Below are 22,763 nucleotides of genomic sequence, written 5' to 3'. Positions count from 1 at the left end.
CGGCTCAGCAGCGCGCGGCTCGGCGGACGGTGGTGCGCCGGGAAGCGGGGGCGCGCCGGGCTATCGGCGGCAGCGGCGGGAGTCGGAGCGGGAGCAGCGGCGGGGCGGCGGGGTGAGCCGTCGCGCGGTGCTCACCGGCGCGGTGGTGCTGGGCGGGGCCGGGGCTCTGGGCTACAACCGGCGCGAGGACCTGGAGCGCTGGTGGTGGCGGTACTCCGGCGCCACGGCCCCCCGGGTGGAGGGCGAGGTCGACCACGCGGGCGCGGAGTGGATACCGGCGTCCGGCGCCAACCTGCGGCGGGCCAACCGACCGCGCGACTTCGGGGTCGACCGCGTCGTGGTGCACATGCCGGAGGCGACGTACGACGTGACGCTGAAGGTCTTCCAGGACCCGTCGCACCGCGCCGCCACCCATTACGTCGTGCGGTCGCGGGACGGGCACGTCGCCCAGATGGTCCGGGAGCTGGACGTGGCGTACCACGCGGGCAACCGCGCGTTCAACGAACGCTCCGTCGGGATCGAGCACGAGGGGTGGGCGGACCAACCCGAGTACCTGACCGAGGCGATGTACCGCTCGTCGGCCGCGCTCGTCGCGGGCATCTGCGCGCGGCACGGCATCCCGGTGGACCGCGACCACATCGTGGGGCACCGGGAGGTGCCGGACGTGGTCCGGATCTGTCCGGGCTCGGCCTGGGAGTGGGACCGGTACATCGAGCTGGTCCGCGCCGAACGGGACGCGCTGGGCTGAGCTCGCCCGGCGCCCGTGCCGCGGCCGTCACCCGCCGGACTCGGCGACCAGTTCCTCGATCGTCTGGGCGCTCCGCAGGGTGGTGAACCGCGGTTCGCCCCCCGGGTCCGCGGTGAAGCCGAGGACGGCGGGCCGCGGCAGGCTGTTGTACCCGAACGGGGTCGAGGCGTAGTAGGCGCCGGTGTCGAGCAGGGCGACGTGGTCGCCGGGCCGCAGCTCCGGTACCTCGCGGTCGCGTGCGACGAGGTCGCCGGCGAAGCAGCAGGGCCCTGCGACGTCCTGGCGCAGGGGCGTCGTGGTGGCGGGGCGGCCCTCCGCGTCGTAGGCCGCGACGCGCAGCGGCCACGCCTCGGGGGCGAAGACGGTGCGGGTGGCGACCTGGGCGCCTGCGTGGGTCACCGCGATGCGCCGCCCGCCGGCGTCCTTGGTGTACTCGACGCGCGCCAGGATCGCTCCCGCCTCGGCGAGGACGGAGCGGCCGAACTCGGTGACGATCCGGTAGCGGCCGCCGAACGCCGCGGGTGCCCGGTCCCGCAGCAGCTGGGCGAACTCGCGGTAGGACGGGGCGACCTCGTCGGAGTCGAAGTTGACGGCGAGACCGCCTCCGATGTCGAGCGTGTCGACCTGGGTCCGACGGCCGGCGGCGACGGCGGCGGCGTTGATCTCCTCCGCCAGTTCCACGATGACGGCGACGCCGGCGGCCATCCGGTCCAGCGGCATGCCCTGGGAGCCGACGTGGCAGTGGAGCGCGGTCAGCCACGGCCGGTCGGCGTAGGCGCGCAGGACCCGGTCGCGTGCGCCGGGGTCCCGGAGCGCGAAGCCGAACTTGGACGTGGCGGTGGCGGTGCTCATGGCGTCGATGCTGCCCGCGCCGAGCTGCGGGTTGATGCGCAGGCCGACGGGGGCCCGGGGCGGCCGGTCGGCGGCGAGGGTGTCGAGGCGGACGAGCTCCTGCGGGTTGTCGGCGTTGATCGCGACGCCCAGCGCCCATGCCTCCCGGAGCTCCGTGGTGGTCTTCGCGGGTGAGTCCAGGACGATTCGCTCCGCGGGGACCCCCGCCGCGCGGGCCAGCGCCAGTTCGCCGGGACTGGCCACCTCGGCCCCCATGCCGAGATCGCGGAGCAGCCGCAGCACGGGGACGAGAGAGCCGGCCTTGACGGCGAAGGTGTGCAGCGCGGGGCGTGCGGGGTCGCCCGTGGCGGCGAAGGCGTCGTGAAGGGCTGCGACGGTCTCGCGCACCGTGCGCAGGTCGAGCAGGGCGATCAGCGGGGCGGTGTCGTCGAGGAGGCCGCGCCGCACGGCGGCGGCGACGGCCAGGTCTCGGCGGGCATGGAGCCGGGCGGCGGCTCCGTCGGCTGCTGCGGTCTCGTTCGGGTCTGCCATGCTCCGAGCCAAGCACGTCGAGGGCGGGACGCGGGAGACGGAGCGCGGTGTCGAGCTGCGCGCGGCCGCGCTCCCCGAGGGCAGGCGGCCGACCGGGGCAGGTGACCGACCGGGCCGGAGGGCGCCGCGCCGCCGGGCGGTGGGCCCGCCGGGGGCATTCGCCTCAGCTCGCGGCGGCACCGGAGCCGTCGGGGCGCCCGGCGTCGCCGCCGTACGCGGAGCCCTCGAAGTTCCCGGAGTCCTCGGGGCGATCGGTGCCCGCCGCGTAGCGCGCCATCAGCTGCGGATCGTCGATCAGTGGGGAGACGACGGTGTCACTGCTGTAGTCGAACCCGAAGTAGTGCCTGACGCCGTCGAGTCGGAGCGACTCGATGCCCGCGACGTGGCCGTCGCGCTGCGGCAGTGGCCCGGCAGCTGCTGCGCAGCGGTGCTCGTTCAGGCCGGCACGCTAGCCGCCGAGACCGACACGGGGCCCGTTCGTGCGGCGGACCGCGGCAGCGCCACAGGGGACCGTGCGGGAACGCGGCGCCCCGTGCCACCGCGGGCAGCGGTCGGCCCGGTCGGTACGCGGGGCGTCCGTGCCGGGCCGGTTCGGGTCTCTCCGGTTCAGCCGACGTTCTCGGCCTGGAACATCCAGTGGTGCTTCTCGAGGTCGCCGGTCACCTGGATGAAGATGTCCTCGGTGACGCTGTCCACCTCGCCCGTGGCGGTCATGCGTTCGCGCATCCGGGCGACGACGGCGGAGAGGGCTGCGACCAGGGTGGCGACGGCGTCGGTGTCACGCTGCCAGCCCTCGGCGGTGGTGGCGATCCCGGTGCTGCCCGCGACGGTGCCGACGCGTCCGTCCGGGGAGATGCCGAGGGCGGAGGCGCGCTCGGCGACGATGTCCGAGTAGCTGCGCGCGCTGTCCACCACTTCGTCCAGCTGCAGGTGGATGGAGCGGAAGCGCGGGCCCACGACGTTCCAGTGCGTCTGCTTGGCCACGAGGGAGAGGTCCACCAGGTCGACGAGGGCGCCCTGCAGCGCCTCCCCCACGACCTTGAGGGTTTCGTCCGGCAGTGTGCTCTTCACCGTGTACATAAATCGTCCACTTCCTGCCTGATCGGGGCTTTTCCGTCACGATACTCCCGGGGGTAGCGGCGTGCCCTGCCGGAGAGCGGCGAACCGGGGGTCGGGAAGCGGTAAGAGCCGTGGGGGCCGTGCCGGTTGGCGCCGGACGCCCCCCGGCCGGACCTGGCGCCGGGAGGACACGGCGGCGGGAGAGGACACGGGGCCAGGAGGACGCCGCCCGGCCGGGCGGCTGCGGGGCACGGGCGCGCCCCGGCCGGGCCCGTCAGCCGGCGGCGGTACGCGGCATCCGCGCCAGTTGCCGCGACTGGGCGACCAGCCGGCCTGCGGAGTCCCAGATCTCGGCGTCCTCCTCCAGGAAGCCGCCCGCGGGGTTGCGGGTGGCCGTCACGACGCACAGCGGCCCCGGCTGCGGGAGCGCCCGGACGTGGGTGGTCAACTCCACGGTGGGGGTCCAGCCGACCACCCCGAGGTCGAACGCGGCGGGTGGCATGGCATCGCCCACCAGCAGCAGGGACAGCGGGTCGGGCTCCCTGCCGTCCGCGAAGGCGAACCAGCCGGCCATCCGGCCGCGCCCCGAGGGGTTGCCGAGCGCCCAGCCGACCGAGTCGGGGTCGAGCCGCGACGCGAGGCGCTCCACGATCGGCGTGTCGGTGAGCGCCCCCGGGGCGCCGGCCGCGTCCAGGGCGAGGCACCGGTCGTAGGGGGCGACGGCCGGAGGCGTCGCGGAGGTGCCGACGTGGTCGGTCAGCGCCGCGAGGTCGCCATGGGTGGCGGTCATGCGGACGCGTTCGACCTCGGCGCCGTCGCTGCCGGTCTGGTGGAGGGAGACGGTCCCGGTGGAGAGCGTCCGCCCCGTGCGCAGCACGGTGGCGCGCAGGACCGCGGGGCCGGGAGTGGGGGCGGAGAGGTAGTGGGCGGTGGCGGTGCAGGGGTGCGGGTGGGGCAGTGTCCGGCTGAGCGCGCGCCCCAGGAGCGCTTTGAGGTAGCCGCCGTTGACCGCGCCCAGGACGGACCACCCGCCGGAGATCACCGCGTCGAAGGTGGCATCGCCCCGGGGGACGAGCGCGGTGTCGCGGTCGAACTCGTGGGCGGCGGGGTCGGCGTGTGCGGGGTCACCGGTGGCGGCCCGGGGTGTGCTGTGAACCATACGGGTGACGCTACCGCGAGAAGCTACCGGCGGGTAAGGCGATCCGGGGTGAAGGTCACCGGGTCAGGGGGCGCCGGGTGAGGCGTCCCGGTCGTAGAACGGCACCGAAGCCGAACGGAGCCAGAGCGCCACCGGGTCGTACGGGTCCGTCATGTCCACGCCGGCAGCGGTGACGCCCGCGGGGAGGAGCGGGAGCGCGCGCCGCACCATCGGGGACAGTGACGCCGCGGCTGTGCCGGACGCGTCCAGTTCGACGCCGACGGCCAGGTGCGGCTCACCCATGGCCGGCCGGACCCAGGCGCGCCACAGTCGGCGCACGCCGGGGACGTGCACCGCCTCGGCTGCCAGCTGCCGGCAGAAGCCGGTGAGCGCGGCGGGTGGCTCCGCCAGGTGGAGCGGGCCGGCCGCGAGCCGGTCGAGCCCTTCCGCGACCCGCCGCAGGTCGAGCCAGGGGACGCCCAGGCCGCCGTCGGCCTCGTGGGCGTCGAGCCAGAGTCCGCACCGCTCACGGTAGAGCGCGGCGGCGACCGAGCGGGAGGGCAGGACGACATGGCCGCGTTCCCAGCCGGCAGCGACCAGTCGCTCCCGGGAGGTGAAGCCCGGCGCGTAGGCGTGGCCGTCGACCTCCAGGAGCCCGAAGCGCGCGTCGTCGTCCTCCGGCGCGCCCTCCCACACCGGCATGACGACGTCCTGACGGCCCAGGGCCGCGAGCAGGTCCTCGTACGCCGCGAGACGGTCGGGCCCGGTCACCCGGGTCCGCAGCTCGGCCACGGTGGGGCCCGCGCTCATGGGGGCACGCCTCCCTCGTCGTCCGTTCGCGGTCGGCGCGCGCGGGTGCGCTCGCCGGGAACATCCAAGCAGTGCGCCCGCGGTCGGCGACACCCCGCCGCGCCGCCGCGTCAGGCGGCGCGAGGTGGTGACACGGGGCGTGGCGGCGGACAGCCGCGGCGGCGCGCGGGCCCCGGGCACACCGCCCGCCGGGCGCGCCCGGCGCCGAGAGCTACAGCCCGTGACCGCCGTCGGCCGCGAACTGGTCCTCGCGGCGGTGGAACGGGGTGATGCAGGTCCGTAGCCAGTCGATCAGCGGGTCCTCGGCGGCGTCCATCAGGACGAGCTGGACGGGCCAGGCCACCGGGTGCAACGCCAGGGCGCGCCCCAACGCCTGCTGGAGCTCACCGTGGGTGCGGTGCTCGATGGCGTCCACCTCGACCCCGACGCAGAGCGACGGGGCGCCGCCCTCGGCGCTGGTCAGCCCGCGGCGCGCGCTGCGGACGTAGCCGAGGACGGCCAGTTCACCGGCGACCGAGCCGAGGAAGCCCACCGGCTCCTGCTGCCAGTCGGGCTCGAAGAGCCGCATCCGGGCGCCGCGCGGCCGCCCGGTGGTGAGACCGTCCAACTCCACCCGGCAGATCTCGGCGACCGCGGGCGCGGGCACCGGGGCGCCGATCGTGCCTCCCGGGTTGACGACGATGCCCACCTGGGGCGGCAGGCCGCGCACGAACTCCTGGCCCGGGGCGACGGCGAACGAGAGGTGGGAACCCGCCGCGGTGTGGAACTCCGCGACCGAGCTGAAGACGGGCACGTAGACACCGCCCTCGATCTCCAGGGTGGGAAGGTCGAGGTTGGGGCTCTGCGGGCCGCCGCCCTCCGGCAGCGGGACCCACAGCGAGCTGCGCGCCAGTACCTCGATCAGCCGCGGTCCGGCCTCGGGGTTGCCGACGGCCGCCTGCAGCGTTTCCTCCAGCTCGTTGGCCGGCCACGTTCCGCCCGGTGCGGGCCCACTTCCGCTCATGAACGCTGACCCTAATGCAGTGCGCGGGGCGCCCGTGCCCGGCCCAGCAGCGGAGGCGAACGGTGAGGCAGCCGGTGGCGGGCCCTGGCGCGACAGCCGGGCACGGGGCGGCGGGGCAGGCGACGGGTCAGCGGGGCGCCTCGCGTCACGGCCGCCCCGTGCGCCTCCGCGACGGGCCGTTCCGAACTCTGCCGACCGGCCCGCTCCGCGGTGGTCGGAGCGCGGCGGGTCAGCGGGGCCGAACGAGCCCCGCGTGCGATGATGGGCCGACAATCACACACTGGCCGTTCGACCGCGCGCGGGAGAGTCCCCGACACACGGGGCGCCGAAGGAGCAAGTCCTCCCTTGAATCTCTCAGGCCCACCTACCGCGCGTGGAAGGCAGATCTGAAAAGCGGGCCGTGCCGCACGGCCCCACCGACGGTGCAAGCCGCCCCCGGCACGGGGCCGGCGAACCTCTCAGGTGCCGATGACAGATGGGGAGGGCGCGCCGCACGGGTGCGTCCCGCGCACCGTCACCGTCCACACCCCGGGAGCCAGCAGATGACCGTCCCCCCGTCCGCTCCGGACACCTCCGGCACGCCCTCCGCCCCGCGCACGACTGCGCTCGACGCCACCCACCGCGCGCTCGGCGCCGCCATGACCGACTTCGCGGGCTGGGACATGCCGCTGCGGTACGGCAGTGAGCGCGAGGAGCACCGCGCGGTGCGCGAGGCCGCGGGGCTGTTCGACCTCTCGCACATGGGTGAGATCGCCGTCACCGGGCCGGGGGCGGGCGAGCTGCTCGACTTCGCGCTGGTCGGACACCTGTCTGCGGTGAAGCCCGGACGGGCGCGCTACACCATGATCTGCGACGCCGACGGCGGAATCATGGACGACCTGATCGTCTACCGCCTCGCCGAGCACAAGTACCTCGTGGTCGCCAACGCCGCCAACGCCCAGGTGGTGCTGGACGCGCTGCGGGAGCGGCAGGCCGGGTTCGACGCGGAGGTCCGGGACGACCGCGACGCCTACGCGCTGCTGGCGGTGCAGGGACCGGCGGCGGCGGGCATCCTCGCGCGCGTCACCGACGCGGACCTGGCCGGCCTGAAGTACTACGCCGGGCTGCCGGGGACCGTCGCCGGCGTGGAGGCGCTGATCGCCCGGACCGGGTACACCGGCGAGGACGGGTTCGAGCTGTTCGTGGCGCCCGCCGACGCCGCGGCGCTGTGGACGGCGCTGACGGCGGCCGGTGCCGCCGACGGCCTGGTGCCGTGCGGGCTCTCCTGCCGCGACACGCTGCGGCTGGAAGCCGGTATGCCGCTGTACGGCCACGAGTTGACGCGGGAAACCACTCCGTTCGACGCCGGGCTGGGCCGGGTCGTGAAGTTCGAGAAGCCGGGCGACTTCGTGGGCCGTACCGCGCTGGAGGCCGCCGCCGACCGCGCGGCGGAGTCCGCGCCGCGGGTGCTGGTCGGCCTGGTCGCCGAGGGCCGGCGGGTGCCGCGCGCCGGGTACCGCGTCGTCTCCGCCGACGGCGCCACGATCGGCACCGTCACCTCCGGGGCCCCCTCCCCCACCCTGGGCCGACCGATCGCGATGGCGTTCGTGGACGGGGCGTTCGCGGCCCCGTCCACCGCCGAGGAGTCCGGCGTGGGGGTCGACATCCGCGGCGCCCGGGAGAGCTACCAGGTCGTTGCCCTACCGTTCTACAAGCGGGCGCGCTGATCCGTCCGCTCCGGGCCGGCCCGACCCGTCCGCGGGGGCGGGCCGCGTCCACCTGCCAAGACCGCACGACCCCGCACCACCTCAACCCGGGAGAATCCACGCCATGAGCAACCCCCAGCAGCTGCGCTACAGCAAGGAGCACGAGTGGCTGTCGCCGGCCACCGACGGCGTCGCGACGGTCGGTATCACCGCGCACGCCGCTGACGCGCTGGGCGACGTGGTGTACGTCGAGCTGCCCGCCGTCGGTGCCGCGGTGACCGCCGGTGAGACCTGCGGCGAGCTGGAGTCGACCAAGTCCGTCAGCGACCTCTACTCCCCGGTGACGGGCGAGATCACCGAGGTCAACCAGGACGTCGTGGACGACCCCGCGCTGGTGAACTCCGCCCCGTTCGAGGGCGGCTGGCTGTTCAAGGTGCGGCTGGACTCGGAGCCGGCGGACCTGCTGTCGGCCGACGAGTACAGCGCGTTCACCGCGGGCTGACCCCTCGCACCGGTCGGTCGGTCCGACCCGCCGCGTTCCCGCACCACTCCGCCCCCTCCGGCCGTGCCGCCCGCGCCCCGCGGACGGCCGGTCGCAGCCCTCGGCTCAGGAAGGCCAGGAAGGCCCCATGTCTCTTCTCAACAGTTCGCTCCACGAGGTGGACCCGGACGTCGCCGCAGCGGTCGACGCCGAGCTGCGCCGCCAGCAGTCCACGCTGGAGATGATCGCCTCCGAGAACTTCGCGCCGGTGGCGGCGCTGGAGGCGCAGGGTTCCGTGCTGACGAACAAGTACGCGGAGGGCTACCCGGGCCGCCGCTACTACGGCGGCTGCGAGCACGTCGACGTCATCGAGACCATCGCCCGGGACCGCGTGAAGGAGCTGTTCGGCGCCGAGGCGGCGAACGTGCAGCCCCACTCGGGCGCGTCCGCCAACGCGGCCGCGATGTTCGCGCTGATCAAGCCGGGCGACACCATCCTGGGCCTGGACCTGGCGCACGGCGGTCACCTGACCCACGGCATGAAGATCAACTTCTCCGGCAAGCTCTACAACGTGGTCCCGTATCACGTGGACGAGAAGACCGGCCTGGTCGACATGGAGGAGGTCGCCCGCCTCGCGCGCGAGCACCGCCCGCAGCTGGTCATCGCGGGCTGGTCGGCCTACCCGCGGCAGTTGGACTTCGCGGCGTTCCGGCAGATCGCCGACGAGGTCGGCGCGCTGCTGATGGTGGACATGGCGCACTTCGCCGGTCTGGTCGCGGCCGGGCTGCACCCGAACCCGGTGCCCCACGCCGACGTGGTCACCACCACGACGCACAAGACCCTCGGCGGGCCGCGCGGCGGGGTCATCCTCTCCAAGCAGGAGCTGGCCAAGAAGATCAACTCGGCGGTCTTCCCCGGTCAGCAGGGCGGGCCGCTGGAGCACGTCATCGCCGCCAAGGCCGTCTCTTTCAAGATCGCCGCGAGCGACGAGTTCCGTGACCGCCAGCAGCGCACCCTCGACGGGGCGCGGGTGCTGGCCGAGCGCCTGCTGCGCAGCGACGTCACCGAGCACGGCGTCTCGGTGCTCTCCGGCGGCACCGACGTCCACCTGGTCCTGGTGGACCTGCGCGACAGCGACCTGGACGGCCAGCAGGCCGAGGACCGGCTGCACGAGGTCGGCATCACCGTCAACCGGAACGCGGTCCCCAACGACCCGCGCCCGCCGATGGTGACCTCCGGCCTGCGCATCGGCACGCCGGCCCTCGCCACGCGCGGCTTCCAGGCGGACGACTTCCGCGAGGTCGCCGACATCATCGCCGAGGCGCTGAAGCCGTCGCCCGACACCGCGGCGCTCGCCGCGCGTGTCACGGCGCTCGCGGAGAAGTACCCGCTGTACCCGGGCCTGTGAGCCTGTGACCCCACGGCCGCCGCGCAACGGCGCGGCGGCCGCACGGGGCGGCCCCCGGGGCCGCCCCGTGGTGCGGGCACCGGGCGCGACCCGCCCCCATGCCCGCCCCGTGCGACGACCGCTCCACCCGGGCGGGACATCACGAGCAGACAAGGAAGTCCGCAACCGTGGCCCTCTCCGCTTTCGATCTCTTCTCCATCGGCATCGGCCCCTCCAGCTCGCACACCGTCGGCCCCATGCGCGCGGCGCGCATGTTCGCCAACCGGTTGAAGAAGGAGGGCGTGCTCGCCTCGACCGCGTCGGTGCGGGCGGAGCTGTTCGGCTCGCTCGGAGCGACCGGCCACGGCCACGGCACCCCGAAAGCGGTGCTGCTGGGCCTGGAGGGGCACGCCCCCGACACCGTGGACGTGGACACCGCCGACGCCGAGGTCGACCGGATTCGGGAGCAGCGGAGGCTGCGGCTGCTGGGGACGGCCATAGGCGACAGCCACACCGTCGACTTCGACCCGGAGTCGGACCTGGTGCTGCACCGTCGGCGTTCGCTGCCCTACCACGCCAACGGCATGACGCTCTGCGCCTACGACACGGAGCGCCGGCCGCTGCTGGAGAAGACCTACTACTCGGTGGGGGGCGGTTTCGTCGTCGACGAGGACGCGGTCGGCGAGGACCGCATCAAGCTCGACGACACCGTGCTCCGCCATCCGTTCCGCACCGGCGACGAACTGCTGCGCCTGACCCGGGAGACGGGTCTGTCGGTGTCGGCGCTGATGCTGGAGAACGAGCTGGCCTGGCGCAGCGAGGCGGACGTTCGGGCCGGGCTGTTGGAGATCTGGGGCGTGATGGAGGCGTGTGTGGCACGCGGCCTCACGCGGGAGGGCATCCTCCCCGGCGGCTTGAAGGTGCGGCGGCGCGCGGCGCAGACCGCGCGGCAGCTGCGGGCCGAGGGCCAGCGCGCGGAGCACACCATGGAGTGGGTGACGCTCTACGCGATGGCGGTCAACGAGGAGAACGCGGCCGGCGGCCGCGTGGTGACCGCCCCCACCAACGGGGCGGCCGGGATCATCCCGGCGGTGCTGCACTACTACACCCGGTTCGTGCCCGGCGCGGACGACGACGGCGTGGTGCGGTTCCTGCTGGCGGCGAGCGCCATCGGGATGCTGTTCAAGGAGAACGCCTCGATCTCGGGCGCGGAGGTCGGCTGTCAGGGCGAGGTCGGGTCGGCCTGTTCGATGGCGGCGGGCGGCCTGGCGGAGGTGCTGGGCGCGACGGCCGAGCAGATGGAGAACGCCGCAGAGATCGGCATCGAGCACAACCTGGGGCTGACCTGCGACCCCGTGGGCGGCCTGGTGCAGATCCCCTGCATCGAGCGGAACGGCATGGCCGCGGTCAAGGCCGTCACGGCGGCCCGCATGTCGCTGCGCGGCGACGGGCGCCACCACGTCTCGCTGGACAAGGCGATCAAGACGATGAAGGAGACCGGGGCGGACATGAAGGTCAAGTACAAGGAGACGGCGCGGGGCGGGCTCGCGGTCAACGTCATCGAGTGCTGACCGGGTCGCGCACGGGGCGGCGCGCTCCGGGCGCCGCCCCGCCCCGTGCGCGCCCTGCCCGCCCTGCCCGCCTTGCGCCGTGCAGCGGCCCGTTCCCGCCCCGTGCGCAGCGCTCAGCTCTCGCCGGCGCGGTCGGGTCGCTGCTGCTCGGCCCAGATGGTCTTGCCGGTCGGGCCGTGGCGGGTGCCCCAGCGCTGCGCGAGCTGGGCGACGAGCATCAGACCGCGGCCGCCCTCGTCGAAGGTTCCGGCCCGGCGCATGTGCGGCGAGGTGGCGCTGGTATCCGACACCTCGCAGATCAGGGTGTCGTCGAGGATGAGTCGGAGCCGGACAGGGCCGGTGGCGTGGCGGATCGCGTTGGTCAGCAGTTCGGTCACCACCAGTTCGGTGGTGAACGCCGCCTCCGAGAGTCCCCAGCGGTCGAGCTGTTCGGAGACCTCCCGGCGGGCGGTGGCGCAGGCGGCGGGTTCGTGCGGCACGTCCCAGGTGATGACGTGCGCCGCGTCGAGCACCCGCGTGGTGGCCATGAGGAGCGCGACGTCGTCGGTGGGCGCCTCGTCGGGGAGGAGCGCGTCGAGCACGCCGGCGCACCGCTCGTCGAGCGTAGCCGCCGGGCGGGCGAGAGCGGCGTGCAGCGCCCGGTAGCCGGCGTCGACGTCGCGGTCCCGCCGCTCCACCAGCCCGTCGGTGAAGAGCGCGAGCACCGACCCGGGGGGAAGTCGGAACTCGGCGGCTTCGAAAGGGAGGCCGCCCAGGCCCAGCGGCGGACCGGGGGGCACCTCGAGCGTCTCGACGGCGGTGCCGTCCGGCGAGGCGAGCACCGGCGGCGGGTGGCCGGCGCGCGCCATGCTGCACATCCCGGAGACCGGGTCGTAGACGGCGTACAGGCAGGTGGCGCCGATGTCGCCGGCGCTCTCCCCACCGCCGGTCTCGTCGGCGAGGCGCACCACCAGGTCGTCCAGGTGGGCGATCAGTTCGTCGGGTGGCAGGTCGACGTCGGACAGCGTCCGCACGGCGGTGCGGAGCCGCCCCATGGTCGCGGATGCCTGGACGCCGTGGCCCACCACGTCGCCGACGACCAGGGCGACCCGCGCCCCGGAGAGCGCGATCACGTCGAACCAGTCGCCGCCGACCCCGCTGTGGCCGGAGGCGGCCAGGTAGCGGTGGGCGACGTCGACGGCGGAGCGCTGCGGGAGGGTGCGCGGCAGCAGGCTGCGCTGCAGGGCGAGCGCGGTGTCGCGCTCCTTCGTGAACCGTTGCGCGTTGTCGAGGGAGACGGCGGCGCGTGAGGCGATCTCCCGGGCCAGCAGCACGTCGTCGGGGGCGAACCGTTCGGGGCGCCGATAACGCAGGAGCAGGGCGACGCCGAGGGTCTTGCGGCGGGAGGTCAGGGGGACCGCGAGGACCGCGTGGACCCCGAGTTCGGCCGCGCGCCGGCTCCGTACCGGGTCCTGCGCCACCCAGGCGAGGAAGTCCGGCTCGCCGCGGTGCACCGCGACGGGTTCGCCGGAGAGCAGGGCGTGCACGGTCCCGGCGGCCATCGGGTGGTCCCAGACGGCGCCGACGGGAACCATGGCCTCGGGGGTGCCGGCGGTCACCGAGGTGTGGGCGACGCGGCGCAGCCGCACGTAGCCCTCCGAGGGCCAGTCGGTGTCGGCGCCGGGGTCGCGGGGCTCCTGGAGCAGGTCGACGCTGACGAAGTCCGCCAGCCGGGGGACGCAGACGTCCGCGAACTCCTGGGCGGTCCGGCCGACCTCCAGGGTGGTGCCGATGCGGGTACCGGCGTCGTTGATGAGTTGGAGGCGGCTGCGGGCGTCGTCCTCCCGGCTGAGGTCGACCGCGGAGAGCGCCACCGCCACCAGCCGGTCCGCGCCGTCGCGCACCGGGGCGAGCCGCCCCATCCAGGCGTGCTCACGCGCCTCGCCCCCGGTGCGCAGCCGGGTGCGGACGTCGCGGGGCGCGCCGCCGAGCGCGACCTCCCGGACCTGGCGTTCCAGCTCCATGCTCTGGGGTTTCCCGCCGATCTCGGAGAGGCGCAGGCCCCGTATGTCGTCCTCGCGCAGGCCCAGGACCCGTTCCATCGCGAGGTTGGCGCGCCGCAGCCGGACGTCGGTGTCGTACAGCGCGAGCGCGTTCGGTGCGTGTCGGAAGGCGTCGCGGGGGAGGTCGATGTCGGCCTGGGTCGCCTCGGTGCCGGCCAGCGCGCTGACCACGAGCCAGCCGGGAGGGCCCCAGGTGTCGTCGGTGAGCCGGTGGGCGACGAGCCGGACGGGCACGGTGCGCCCGTCCCGGTGCCGCAGGTCGAGCGTGCCGTGCCAGCGGAGGCGCCCTCGGAGGGCGGGGCCGACCCGCGTGGCGACCGCCGGGTCGGCGAGCAGTTCCGCTGCGGGGCGCCCCACGATGCCGTCGGCGGTCGCTCCCAGCAGGCGGTGCGCGCCGTCGTTCCAGCGGACGACGGTTCCCGAGAGGTCGAGAATGGCGCGCGCGGTCGCGGCCTCGTCCGGTACGTCGGCCCAGGGGTCGTCCACCGGTCCGCACGCGCCCTGCGCCATGCCGCCTCCAGCGGTCTCGCCGTGCCCGCCACCGCGGCGGCAGCGGCCCCCGCTCCAGAGTCGGCCCATCCTGCCGGGCCGACAAGCCGGGACCCGTCAGCGGGGTGACGGCTCGGTGGCGACGGTGCGGCTGCCCCGCCCCGTGTCCCACACCTGCCGCACGGGGCGGCGCACGGGGCGGCGCCGGTCGGCGGGGCGGTGCGTCGGGTCGCCGCCCCGGGCGGGACGGGGCAGGATCGCGGCATGGCCGACCGGACTCCCCGCACGACGGACGACGGCCGCTACGTGCTGATCAAGGGCCGACGCTGGCGGGCGACCGACCCGGCGCTCCCCGAGGAGGTCGGGGAACGGCTGCGGCACCACCTCATGGCGGCACGCCGCGGGGTCGGCTCCGCCCTGCGGGCGGGCGACGAGGACGCGGAACGCCGCGCGCGTTCCCGGGTGCACCTCGCGAAGACCGCGCTGGGTGAGCGCGGCACCCCGTGGTGGGAGCAGAGCGACCAGGAGCGCCGGGACCGGTGGGAGTCCGGGCTGGCGGAGCTCGACGACTCCGCTCCCTGAGCCGCCCCGGGCGCGGGGGCCGATCGCGCCCGGGTGGCCCGGCCGCCGCAGGGTGCTGCTGTCCCCTCTGCACATGCGGCCACCGCGGCCGGGCGTTCCAATGGAGGGGCGAGCGATCCGCCTCAGGTTCATCGCTGCCCCGGGCGCCGCGGCCCGATGCCGCGGAGGCAGGGGGCGCGGTCCGGCGGACGGGCAAGGGCTCCGCGACTCGGTGGCGCGGCGTCGGCCCGCCGCAGCAGCTCCGGAGGCGGGGTTCGGCCTCGACCGAGAGAAGGCGAAAACCATGGGACGTTCCAGTTCTGCCATGGCGGCGGGGGTGGCTGCCGGCTACCTGCTGGGCCGCACCAAGCGCGCCAAGGTGGCCCTCGCCCTGGCCGGGGTCGCGCTGGGCCGCCGGGGCAAGGGCCCCCATCCCGCGGAGGCGGCCAAGGACAAGGTGCAGCAGCTGGAGAACTCGTCGCTGATGGAGCGGCTGAGCAGCGCGGGCAGTGGCGTCATCGCCTCCGGACGTTCGACGCTCGACTCCGGGGTCCGGCAGGGGGCCTCCTCCCTCGCGTCCGCGTTGGCCGCCCGGACCGAGGCGCTGACGGCGAAGCAGGCGCAGCGCGAGGGCGCCTCCGACGAGCGCCGGGACGACGGTGGCGGGGAGGCGTCCGACGAGGCCGAGGAGACGGACGACGCGGAGACGGATGCCGACGACGAGGCGGAGTCCTTCGACGACGGCGCGGAGACGGACGACGCCGAGGACGCCTACGAGGATGTGAGCGAGGCGCCGGACGACGAGGACGGGGAGACAGACGAGGACGTCGAAGCCGACGAAGCCGGCGACGACGACGAGGACGAGGAGTGGGACGAGGAGCCGGAGCTGTCTGACGAGGAAGCGGCGGAGGACTCGGCGACGTCGGCGTCCCGGACGGCCTCGGGCCGCGCAGGCGCCCGGAAGACCACCGGAGGCAAGAAGTCCACCGGCCGGGCCCGCGAGAGCGGGCCGGCGGCTGAGGAATCCGATGCCCCCGGCCCTTCCGACGGGAAGACGCGCTCGCGAACCGGGGCCGCGAACAAGACGGCCACGAAGAAGCCGGCGGCCACGAAGAAGGCGCCCGCGAAGAAGGCCGCGAAGAAGCCGGCGGCCACGAAGACCACCGCGAAGAAGACGACCACCAAGAAGACCGCCGCGAAGACGTCGGGTGCGACGTCGGGCACGAAGAAGACCGGTGCCCGGAAGACCACCTCCGGAGGTCGCGCCACCAGGGACGCCGACGGGACAGGCACCGACGACACGGCGCAGGGACGGAGCGGCAGCGGTGAACGGCCATCGCGGTCGCCCCGCGCCAAGCGCAGCGCACGCCGCAGCACCGCGGCCACGCGGGCACGGCGGGGAGATGAGAGCTGATGACCCCCACACAGCAGAAGGAAGCCGGTCCGCTGCCCGAGGCGATGGGCAAGGTTCGTGACGAACTGATGCGCATGCTCGCCGCCCAGGCGAAGGCCGCGGTGCGCGCCACCGGCGACAAGATCAAGGACTCCGGGCTGCGTGCCGCCGAGTCGGCGACCGGCAGCAAGGTCGTGCCTGACGTCGCCGGCCGGGTACTCAAGGGCGAGAACCCGGCGGCGGCGACTGCCGGGTCCCTCAAGGAAGGCATCACACGGCACGTGCCGGGGATGGGGCCGGACGAGGACAGCGAGCCGGCTGCCGGGGAGGGCGACGACCACGCCTTCCTGACCAAGGTCACGGCGATCATCGAGGCCATCGACGTCGGTGTGCCGCGGTCGGTCTGCTACAACCACTGGACCGAGTTCGAGGACTTCGGCACCTGGGCCAAGGGCGTCACCAACGTCACCCAGCAGGAGGACGAGAAGTCCACCTGGGGATTCAAGATGGTGTTCTCCAGCCGGGAGTACGAGTCGACGATCGAGGAGCAGGTGCCCGACGACCGGGTGATCTGGAGCTCCGAAGGAGCGAAGGGCACCACCTACGGGGCGGTCACCTTCCACGAACTGGGTCCGAGCCTGACGCGCGTGATCGCGGTGGTGGAGTACTCGCCCAGCGGGTTCTTCGAGAAGCTCGGCAACCTGTGGCGCGCTCAGGGACGTCGGCTGCGCCTGGACATGAAGAACTTCCAGCGCTACGTCACGCTGTCCGCGGACCCGGAGATCGAGGGCTGGCGCGGCGAGATCCGTGACGGCGAGGTCGTCCGCACCCACGAGGAGGCCATGGAGGCCGCCGAGTCCGAGGAGGACGAGGACGAGAGCGAGGAGGACGGCCCGGAGTCCGCCGACGAGAGCGACGGCGACGAAGAGGAGGAGTACGAGGAGGACGACGAGGAAGAGCCGGAAGAGGACGAGCGGTGACGGCCGCCCGCCCCGCCGGCGCTCCCCATCGGGCCGTGATCCCGCCCCCGTTCCCGGAGGCTGCTGCATGAGCGACGACCGACTTCCCGAGGAGTACGACGCCGACGGGTCCCCGGCACCCGACGTGACACTCGACGTACCGGTGCTGAACGTCGAGGAGGTCGAGGTCGAGGCCGAGGACCTGCGGGCCAGTGTCACGCTGCGCGCCGAACTGCTGGACCTGCTGAAGATCAACGTGGGTGCGGATGTCTCCTTGGGACGGTTGAACGTCGGAATCCGCGGCGTCGAGGCCCAGGCGCTGCTGCAGGTGCACCTCGACAACGTCGCGTCGATGATCGAGACGGCGCTGACCACGCTCGCGAAGAACCCGGAGATCGTGGCGCACGTCGCCCGGGCGGCGGAGTCGGCGACGGAGAGCGTCGGCAGCGCCGCCGCGAAGGCGGTGCCCGAGGTCGGCCGCGCCGCCGCCGATACCGCCGGGCACGCGTCGCGGGCCGTCGAATCGGTGGGTGGGAGCGCCTCCGACGCGGTCGGAGACGCGGCGGAGTCCGTCGTGGACGCAACGGGCGAGCTGACGGACGATGCCGTGGGCACCGCCGGCGAGACCGGGGCTGCTGGCGAGGACGCAGCCCCCGACGCCATGGGTGCCGCGGACGGGACCCGGGGACGGGGCAGCGAAGGCACGGACGAGGACGGCGTCACGGCGGAGGCCCCGAAGCGCAAGAAGAAGCGCAGCGCTCCCGACCCCGCCGGCAGGGGGGCGGAGAAAGGAGCCGAGCGGGTGGAGCGCCGCGCCACCGCGCGGACCGGCACCGGCCGGCCGCGCCGCCCGAGCCCGTCCGCCGAGGAGCGCCGCAGTCGGCGCCGCGAGCCGGCGGCCGGCGGCCGGGCCACGCGGCGCCGCCCTCCGTGACTGCCGCAGGCAGACCGTCCGAAGCCGCCGGAGATCGGCGTCAGCGCTCACCTGCGCACGCGGCGGCTGCGGTTCGAGGAAGAACCCGACGCCGAGGTCGCCTTCCGCGACGGCCCGGGGGTCGTCTCCGCCTCGGAGTCCGAGCGGGAGAACCTCCCGGACCGGGTGGCGGCGGGCGAGGAGTACGCGGACGCGCGGGTCGACTACCGGCTCACCACCCGCACAGAACGCCCGCCCGGGCAACCGCCATGCTGACCTGCGGTGGCGCCGGGTGGCGGCCTGCCGGGCCGGCGGGTGCTCAGAGGTTCAGCAGCACCACGTGGACCGCGGTGCCCGCGGTGATGCTGAGCAGGACGTTGCGGCGCCAGAGGTGGAGTCCGGCGGTGACGGCCAACGCGGCGGCCGGCGCCATCCAGGCGTTGGCGGCGTACGGGACGTCCCGCAGGCAGTAGACGACGAGGACCACCAGCACGCCGGTCGGCATCCGCAGGCCGAGGTAGTGGAGGGTGCGGCTCTCGCGCAGCGGGGCGAGAGCGACGAAGGGGAGTGCACGCAGCGCCCAGGTGACCGCGACGGTGACGGCGACGGCTGCGAGGAGGTACGGGGTCTCAGGCACGTCGGCTCCGGAGCCGGGAGGCGCCCAACGCTATGAGGAGCGCGAGGGTGAGCAGGGCGAAGGCGACGGGGAGCATCTGACCGGGTGCGACGACGGCCGCGACCACCGCCGCGACGAAGGCGCACGCCGGACCGCTGACGTCGTCGGGCCGCTCGCGCGCCGCGTCGATGGCCATCACGGTGAAGAGCGCGGGGAGTGCGAAGTCGAGGCCGGCCACCGAGTCCCCGATGAGGGCGCCGAGGAGCGCCCCGACGGTGCCGCCGACGATCCAGTAGAGGTGCAGGTACAGCTGGAGCCGGACGATGCGGGGGCCGGACCAGGTGCGGGAGGCGGCGGTCGCGGTGAGGGCGTAGGCCTCGTCGGTCATGGCGAACGTGCTGTAGAGCTTGGCGCGGACGCCGCGGACCCGGTGCAGAGGGAACGAGAGCGCGTAGAAGACGTGCCGGAGGTTCACCAGCATCGCCGTGAGGGCGATGGTTCCCAGCGGTGTCACAGCGGTGGCCAGGCCGATCAGCAGGAACTCGAACGATCCGGCGTAGATGAGGGCGGTGAAGACGGTCGCCCACCACCAGTCGAGCCCGGACTGGGTGAGGACCATGCCGAAGGCCAGGCCGAGGGGCACCAGGGCGATGCCGACCGAGAAGGAGTCCCGCAGGGCGGCGGCCGCCGGTCGCGTCTCCCGCTCGGCCGGTGGGGTGATGCTGGGGCGCCCGGCGTCGGGAAGAAGCACGCGAGTCATGAGCAGAAGATTAGAACAATCTTCACGCATTGTGATGACTCATCGTGCCGCTATGCTGCCACCGTGCGCAATGAAACAACCCTTGATGCCATCGATCGTGAAATTCTGTTTCAGCTGTCTCGGGATGGGCGACTGACCAATGTCGAGTTGGCCCGGCGGGTGGGGCTCACTCCCCCGCCCTGCCTACGGCGGGTGAAGCGGCTGGAGGAGGCGGGGGTCATCCTCGGGTACCACGCCGTGGTCGATCCGCACGCGGTCGGGCGGGCTCTGGAGGTGCTGGTCGACGTCGAGATCAGCGCCACCGACCGGGCGACGTTCGAGCAGTTCGAGGAGACGCTCGCCGCCTGCGAGGAGGTCGTCGAACTGCGCCGGATGTTCGGCAGCCGCCCCGACTACTTCATCCGGGTCGCGGTGGCCGACCACGCTGCGTACGAGACCTTCCTGACGGAGAAGCTGAGCGGGCTGCCGGGCGTCCTGCGGATCGGCTCCCATCTGACGATGAAGAAGATCGACACGGACCGCTGACCGAGCGCCGCACCCCGTGCGGTCGCCGCCCCGTGCGCGCCCCGTGGGGTCGCCGGGCGGTCCACGCACGGGGCGCGCACGGGGCGGGGCGTCTCCGCACCGTCCCGTACAGTGGAGCGCCCGCCGCGGGGCCCCGCGACCGGGGACACGGCACACGACGGCGAGCGGGACGATGGCGACGCGGCACAACGGAGCACCGGCGGAGACGGCGACGGGCGAGGCCCCGGGGGCGGATGGCGGGGCGCGCGCCGCCACCACCGACTCGGACTGGCCGACCATCCGCCGCCGCACGACCGTCCGCGAGGACGAAGCGGTGCTGGTCATCGACAAGCCGGCCGACGTCTCGGTGGTCGGAGAACGCCACGACACCGACCTGATGCAGTTGGCGAAGGACGCCGGCGAGTGGCTGATGCCGGCCCACCGGATCGACAAGGTGACCTCGGGCGTCGTGCTCCTCGCCCGGTCGCTGCCGGTACACGCCGATCTCGCGCGGCAGTTCAACCGGCGGAGCGTCGGCAAGGCGTATCTCGCCGTCGTGCGCAACGACGGCCTGCCCGGGGCCGGCCCGGTGCTGCCGGAGGAGGGCGAGGTGGAGCTGCCGCTGAGCGTGGGCCGCAAGTCGCGCGTGCGCGTGGCGGCACCGCGCGAGTCGATCCGCGGTGAAGGCGGCCGGTGGAGCGTGGCCGAGGGCGATGTCCTGGCGAAGGTCCGCACCTATCCGTCGAAGACGCTCTTCGCCACGGTGTGGCGGGACGAGCGGCACACCGTGCTGGTGGTCCGGCCGGTGACCGGGCGGCGGCACCAGATCCGGGTGCACCTGGCGTGGATCGGCCATCCCATCGAGGGGGACCCGCTGTTCGACCGGGCCGCCGCGGCGGACGGGGCGCGTACCTGTCTGCACTCGTGGCAACTGGCGTACGACGAGGAGTGGGCGGACGGGGAACGGGTCACGGTCTCGGCAGCGCCCGACGACGCGTTCTGGGCGCCGGTGCGCGACAGGCTGCCCGGCACCGTGGACGAGGTGCTGGAACGCGCCGCGCGGCTACTGGGACGCATGGAGCGCCGGGCGCGCTCCGGACGCTGACCTGCGACCTCGGAGCCCCCGGCGCGAGACCCGCCGCGTGGCACGCCTGCCGCACGAGGCGCCGCGGGCCCGCATGGGGCGGGCGCGGTGTCGCACGGGGCGCGACTCGTCCCGCACGACCCGCATGGGGCGGTCGCCGGTCGAGCGCGGCATGCCCCACAGCCCGCATGGGGCGGGTGCCGCCCGAGGCTGCGGGGCACGGGGCGTTGCGGCGCACGGGGCGTTGCGGCGACGCATGGGGCGGGCGGTCACCGCACGAGTCGCGACATGTCCGCGCAGCCCGCACGGCGCGGACACCGCACCAAGCTGCGGCGCACGGGGCGCCGCGGCGCGCGGGCTGCGCATGCGGCTCCGCCGCACGGTGCCGTATGGGGCGGACACCGTGGGGGCCAGGTGCGGCAGCTGCAGCGGGGCCTGAAACGCCCGGCGGCGCTCAGTCCTCTGCGCGCGCCGCCGACCGCGCCTCGGAGCGCACCTACCGGTGCCTACGTGTGGCGCGCGCTGCCCAGCACGCCTCGGGGCGCATTCACCCAGCACCCGTCCTGGGGCGCCCCGCGCCGGCGCCGACGGCACCGCAGGGCGTGGGGCATGGGGCATGGGGCATGGGGCGCCAGGCGCCCGGCGCCCGGCCGGTCCCCCACCGCCGCACAGCGCCGAGTGCTCGGCCGGCACAACCCTGGCGCAAGATGACCGCCGGCTGCGCGGCGCCGGGTCGGACGGCCGCAGCGGCGGGTCAGCCTTCGGGGAACTGGCGGCAGTACTCGTACAGCCCCATGGAGGTCGCGGTCGCGACGTTGTAGCTGTGCGGCGCGCCCCAGACCGGGATCTCGACGCAGTCGTCGACGTACCGCAGTTCCTCCTCGGTGATCCCGAGCCGTTCGTTGCCCACCACCAGCGCGGTCCGGCGGGGGAAGCGGTACTCGTGGAGGCTGACCGAGTTGGTGGTCTGCTCCAGGCCGACGACGCGGTAGCCGTCCTCACGGAGGGCCTTCAGCACCGGCGGCAGGGTGCGCCGGTGCTCGACCGTGATCTGCTCGAGGCTGTCCCGGGCCACGGTCGGGTCGACCTTGGCGTTGCCGCAGGCGATGACGCGGGTGACGCCGCAGCAGCCGGCGGCCCGCAGGATGGTGGAGAGGTTCACCCGGCTCTTGAGGGGCGCGACGGCCACGACGAGTTCGCGGGGCCGGGCGAGGACGCCCGGTTCCTTGTGCCGCAGCTGCTCGTACGTGGCCGTCATGCAGTCGTCCCCTTGTTCGCCTGTTGGGCGCCGTGTCGCCGGCGCGCGCTCAGGATCGCACACCCCCTCAGCCGCGCCGCACGGCGGCGAGCTGCTGGGCGAAGGGCACGACCTCGGGCAGGTCGCCGTCCGGCCCGAAGAGGCCGGGGTCCGCCGGCGCGTCCTCCCCGTCCGGCCCGTGTGCCCCGTCCGGCCCGTGGACGCCGTCCGCCCCGTGCGGGGCGCTGCGCCGGTCCACCCCGTGCGCCCCGTGCCCCCCGGCCGCCCCATGCGGGGCGTCGGGGGCGGGGAGCCGGCCAGCCGTCAGTTCGGCCAGTTCACCGGCGGCGCGGGCGATACGCTCCGCCAGCGGGGCTTCTCCCTCCGCCGCGGCGCCGCGGTGGCTGCCGAAGTCGGCGGTGGCGGCGTAGACCCCGGTGGGCACGGTGACCGCCCGCAGGTAGCCGAAGAGCGGGCGGAGGGCGTGGTCGATCACCAGCGAGTGGCGCGGCGTGCCGCCGGTCGCGGCGGCGAGCAGCGGCGTCCCGGCCAGGTCCTCGGGGCGCAGCAGGTCGAAGAACGACTTGAAGAGCCCGCTGTAGGAGGCGTTGTAGACGGGGGTGACGACGATCAGGGCGTCGGCGTGCCGGACGGTGTCGAGCGCGGCCGTGAGCCGCCGGTCGGGCACCTGGGTGACGAGGGCACCGGCGATCGCCGTGGCGAGGTCGCGCAGTTCCACGCGGTCGACGTGGGGCGCCGCGTCACGCTCGGCGAGCGCGGCGGAGACGGCGGTGCCCAGCCGGTCGGCGAGCAGCCCGGTGCTGGAGGGTACGCCGGTGCCGGCGGCGACCACGGCCAGTCGGGGCGCACGGTGCGGGGCGGTCATGAGGCGGCTCCCGGGGCGGTAGGGGCGGCGGGCACGGCGGCGGCGGGCGCTGCC

The 22,763-nt window shown here is 74.6% G+C and carries 21 protein-coding genes and 2 riboswitches; of the genes, 11 read left to right on the top strand and 10 right to left on the bottom strand.

Going from position 1 to position 22,763, the window contains the following annotated elements:
* A partial coding sequence (locus tag HCN56_RS11665) for an N-acetylmuramoyl-L-alanine amidase (RefSeq protein ID WP_376770865.1) occupies window positions 1–748 on the top strand: 748 nt, incomplete at its 5' end.
* 27 nt (window positions 749–775) lie between these two features.
* Here the strand turns inward: HCN56_RS11665 and HCN56_RS11660 are convergent.
* The 5 genes from HCN56_RS11660 to HCN56_RS11640 form a co-directional block, all read right to left on the bottom strand.
* The gene (locus HCN56_RS11660; protein WP_167970100.1) at window positions 776–2,131 is read right to left on the bottom strand and encodes a type III PLP-dependent enzyme domain-containing protein; all 1,356 of its coding nucleotides are present in this window, start codon (window positions 2,129–2,131) and stop codon (window positions 776–778) included.
* A 606-nt stretch (window positions 2,132–2,737) separates the two neighbouring features.
* Window positions 2,738–3,211, bottom strand: coding sequence for a Dps family protein (locus HCN56_RS11655; protein ID WP_167970098.1), 474 nt, complete (start codon window positions 3,209–3,211; stop codon window positions 2,738–2,740).
* A 253-nt stretch (window positions 3,212–3,464) separates the two neighbouring features.
* Window positions 3,465–4,349: a thioesterase family protein gene (locus tag HCN56_RS11650; RefSeq protein WP_167970096.1), complete on the bottom strand. Its 885-nt coding sequence runs from the start codon at window positions 4,347–4,349 to the stop codon at window positions 3,465–3,467.
* Between the two features lie 63 nt (window positions 4,350–4,412).
* Window positions 4,413–5,138: an enhanced serine sensitivity protein SseB C-terminal domain-containing protein gene (locus HCN56_RS11645; RefSeq protein WP_167970094.1), complete on the bottom strand. Its 726-nt coding sequence runs from the start codon at window positions 5,136–5,138 to the stop codon at window positions 4,413–4,415.
* 211 nt (window positions 5,139–5,349) lie between these two features.
* Entirely contained in the window at window positions 5,350–6,141 is a 792-nt protein-coding gene (locus HCN56_RS11640) for an enhanced serine sensitivity protein SseB C-terminal domain-containing protein (protein WP_167970092.1), read from the bottom strand.
* Between the two features lie 289 nt (window positions 6,142–6,430).
* A riboswitch (glycine riboswitch) is annotated at window positions 6,431–6,521 on the top strand.
* 4 nt (window positions 6,522–6,525) lie between these two features.
* Window positions 6,526–6,618, top strand: a riboswitch (glycine riboswitch).
* A gap of 65 nt (window positions 6,619–6,683) precedes the next feature.
* On the opposite strand from HCN56_RS11640, the gene gcvT reads away from it, so the two are divergent.
* From gcvT to HCN56_RS11620, 4 genes are all read left to right on the top strand, one after another.
* Window positions 6,684–7,847 (top strand): glycine cleavage system aminomethyltransferase GcvT, encoded by a 1,164-nt coding sequence (gene gcvT, locus HCN56_RS11635; protein ID WP_167970090.1) that lies wholly within the window; start codon window positions 6,684–6,686, stop codon window positions 7,845–7,847.
* Between the two features lie 103 nt (window positions 7,848–7,950).
* On the top strand, window positions 7,951–8,328 hold the full coding sequence (gcvH, locus tag HCN56_RS11630) for a glycine cleavage system protein GcvH (RefSeq protein WP_167970088.1): 378 nt from the start codon (window positions 7,951–7,953) through the stop codon (window positions 8,326–8,328).
* 127 nt (window positions 8,329–8,455) lie between these two features.
* Window positions 8,456–9,715 carry a serine hydroxymethyltransferase gene (glyA, locus tag HCN56_RS11625; RefSeq protein ID WP_167970087.1) on the top strand — a complete coding sequence of 420 codons (1,260 nt, stop codon included), beginning with the start codon at window positions 8,456–8,458 and terminating at the stop codon, window positions 9,713–9,715.
* 167 nt (window positions 9,716–9,882) lie between these two features.
* Window positions 9,883–11,265, top strand: coding sequence for an L-serine ammonia-lyase (locus HCN56_RS11620; RefSeq protein WP_167970085.1), 1,383 nt, complete (start codon window positions 9,883–9,885; stop codon window positions 11,263–11,265).
* A gap of 113 nt (window positions 11,266–11,378) precedes the next feature.
* On the opposite strand, the gene HCN56_RS11615 is transcribed toward HCN56_RS11620, so the two are convergent.
* Window positions 11,379–13,817, bottom strand: coding sequence for a SpoIIE family protein phosphatase (locus tag HCN56_RS11615; RefSeq protein ID WP_167970083.1), 2,439 nt, complete (start codon window positions 13,815–13,817; stop codon window positions 11,379–11,381).
* 243 nt (window positions 13,818–14,060) lie between these two features.
* Between HCN56_RS11615 and HCN56_RS11610 the strand changes: the two genes are divergently transcribed.
* From HCN56_RS11610 to HCN56_RS11595, 4 genes are all read left to right on the top strand, one after another.
* Window positions 14,061–14,378: a hypothetical protein gene (locus tag HCN56_RS11610; protein WP_167970081.1), complete on the top strand. Its 318-nt coding sequence runs from the start codon at window positions 14,061–14,063 to the stop codon at window positions 14,376–14,378.
* Between the two features lie 283 nt (window positions 14,379–14,661).
* Window positions 14,662–15,771, top strand: coding sequence for a hypothetical protein (locus tag HCN56_RS11605; protein WP_167970078.1), 1,110 nt, complete (start codon window positions 14,662–14,664; stop codon window positions 15,769–15,771).
* Window positions 15,771–16,730 carry an SRPBCC family protein gene (locus HCN56_RS11600; RefSeq protein ID WP_167970076.1) on the top strand — a complete coding sequence of 320 codons (960 nt, stop codon included), beginning with the start codon at window positions 15,771–15,773 and terminating at the stop codon, window positions 16,728–16,730. The genes HCN56_RS11605 and HCN56_RS11600 overlap by 1 nt, the downstream gene beginning before the upstream one ends.
* Window positions 16,731–16,797: 67 nt before the next feature.
* Window positions 16,798–17,643 (top strand): hypothetical protein, encoded by an 846-nt coding sequence (locus tag HCN56_RS11595; RefSeq protein WP_167970074.1) that lies wholly within the window; start codon window positions 16,798–16,800, stop codon window positions 17,641–17,643.
* Window positions 17,644–17,941: 298 nt separating this feature from the next.
* Here the strand turns inward: HCN56_RS11595 and HCN56_RS11590 are convergent, their stop codons facing one another.
* Together HCN56_RS11590 and HCN56_RS11585 are read right to left on the bottom strand one after the other, a co-directional pair.
* Window positions 17,942–18,259: a branched-chain amino acid transport AzlD family protein gene (locus tag HCN56_RS11590; RefSeq protein WP_167970072.1), complete on the bottom strand. Its 318-nt coding sequence runs from the start codon at window positions 18,257–18,259 to the stop codon at window positions 17,942–17,944.
* On the bottom strand, window positions 18,252–18,998 hold the full coding sequence (locus HCN56_RS11585) for an AzlC family ABC transporter permease (RefSeq protein ID WP_167970070.1): 747 nt from the start codon (window positions 18,996–18,998) through the stop codon (window positions 18,252–18,254). The genes HCN56_RS11590 and HCN56_RS11585 overlap by 8 nt, the downstream gene beginning before the upstream one ends.
* Before the next feature lie 63 nt (window positions 18,999–19,061).
* Between HCN56_RS11585 and HCN56_RS11580 the strand changes: the two genes are divergently transcribed.
* Window positions 19,062–19,523: an Lrp/AsnC family transcriptional regulator gene (locus tag HCN56_RS11580; RefSeq protein ID WP_167970068.1), complete on the top strand. Its 462-nt coding sequence runs from the start codon at window positions 19,062–19,064 to the stop codon at window positions 19,521–19,523.
* Window positions 19,524–19,695: 172 nt separating this feature from the next.
* Window positions 19,696–20,607 (top strand): RluA family pseudouridine synthase, encoded by a 912-nt coding sequence (locus HCN56_RS11575; RefSeq protein WP_167970066.1) that lies wholly within the window; start codon window positions 19,696–19,698, stop codon window positions 20,605–20,607.
* Window positions 20,608–21,340: 733 nt separating this feature from the next.
* Here HCN56_RS11575 and HCN56_RS11570 read toward each other — a convergent pair.
* Together HCN56_RS11570 and HCN56_RS11565 are read right to left on the bottom strand one after the other, a co-directional pair.
* A complete protein-coding gene (locus tag HCN56_RS11570) occupies window positions 21,341–21,844 on the bottom strand; it encodes a TrmH family RNA methyltransferase (RefSeq protein ID WP_167970064.1) in 504 nt (167 codons plus the stop codon).
* 67 nt (window positions 21,845–21,911) lie between these two features.
* Window positions 21,912–22,709 (bottom strand): CE1759 family FMN reductase, encoded by a 798-nt coding sequence (locus HCN56_RS11565; protein ID WP_167970062.1) that lies wholly within the window; start codon window positions 22,707–22,709, stop codon window positions 21,912–21,914.
* Window positions 22,710–22,763: the final 54 nt, after the last annotated feature.

The organism is Streptomyces lonarensis (assembly GCF_012033735.1).
GTDB lineage: Bacteria > Actinomycetota > Actinomycetes > Streptomycetales > Streptomycetaceae > Streptomyces > Streptomyces lonarensis.
Note: the sequence above shows the minus strand (reverse complement) of the source record. Positions and strands in the feature narration are given on the sequence as shown.

Coding starts and splice junctions, on each gene's coding strand:
- HCN56_RS11615 (WP_167970083.1), bottom strand. CDS start 13,817: ATGGCGCAGGGCGCGTGCGGACCGGTGGACGACCCCTGGGCCGACGTA.
- HCN56_RS11565 (WP_167970062.1), bottom strand. CDS start 22,709: ATGACCGCCCCGCACCGTGCGCCCCGACTGGCCGTGGTCGCCGCCGGC.
- HCN56_RS11605 (WP_167970078.1), top strand. CDS start 14,662: ATGGGACGTTCCAGTTCTGCCATGGCGGCGGGGGTGGCTGCCGGCTAC.
- HCN56_RS11655 (WP_167970098.1), bottom strand. CDS start 3,211: ATGTACACGGTGAAGAGCACACTGCCGGACGAAACCCTCAAGGTCGTG.
- HCN56_RS11660 (WP_167970100.1), bottom strand. CDS start 2,131: ATGGCAGACCCGAACGAGACCGCAGCAGCCGACGGAGCCGCCGCCCGG.
- HCN56_RS11640 (WP_167970092.1), bottom strand. CDS start 6,141: ATGAGCGGAAGTGGGCCCGCACCGGGCGGAACGTGGCCGGCCAACGAG.
- glyA (WP_167970087.1), top strand. CDS start 8,456: ATGTCTCTTCTCAACAGTTCGCTCCACGAGGTGGACCCGGACGTCGCC.
- gcvH (WP_167970088.1), top strand. CDS start 7,951: ATGAGCAACCCCCAGCAGCTGCGCTACAGCAAGGAGCACGAGTGGCTG.
- HCN56_RS11575 (WP_167970066.1), top strand. CDS start 19,696: ATGGCGACGCGGCACAACGGAGCACCGGCGGAGACGGCGACGGGCGAG.
- HCN56_RS11570 (WP_167970064.1), bottom strand. CDS start 21,844: ATGACGGCCACGTACGAGCAGCTGCGGCACAAGGAACCGGGCGTCCTC.
- HCN56_RS11595 (WP_167970074.1), top strand. CDS start 16,798: ATGAGCGACGACCGACTTCCCGAGGAGTACGACGCCGACGGGTCCCCG.
- HCN56_RS11650 (WP_167970096.1), bottom strand. CDS start 4,349: ATGGTTCACAGCACACCCCGGGCCGCCACCGGTGACCCCGCACACGCC.
- HCN56_RS11610 (WP_167970081.1), top strand. CDS start 14,061: ATGGCCGACCGGACTCCCCGCACGACGGACGACGGCCGCTACGTGCTG.
- HCN56_RS11585 (WP_167970070.1), bottom strand. CDS start 18,998: ATGACTCGCGTGCTTCTTCCCGACGCCGGGCGCCCCAGCATCACCCCA.
- HCN56_RS11600 (WP_167970076.1), top strand. CDS start 15,771: ATGACCCCCACACAGCAGAAGGAAGCCGGTCCGCTGCCCGAGGCGATG.
- gcvT (WP_167970090.1), top strand. CDS start 6,684: ATGACCGTCCCCCCGTCCGCTCCGGACACCTCCGGCACGCCCTCCGCC.
- HCN56_RS11645 (WP_167970094.1), bottom strand. CDS start 5,138: ATGAGCGCGGGCCCCACCGTGGCCGAGCTGCGGACCCGGGTGACCGGG.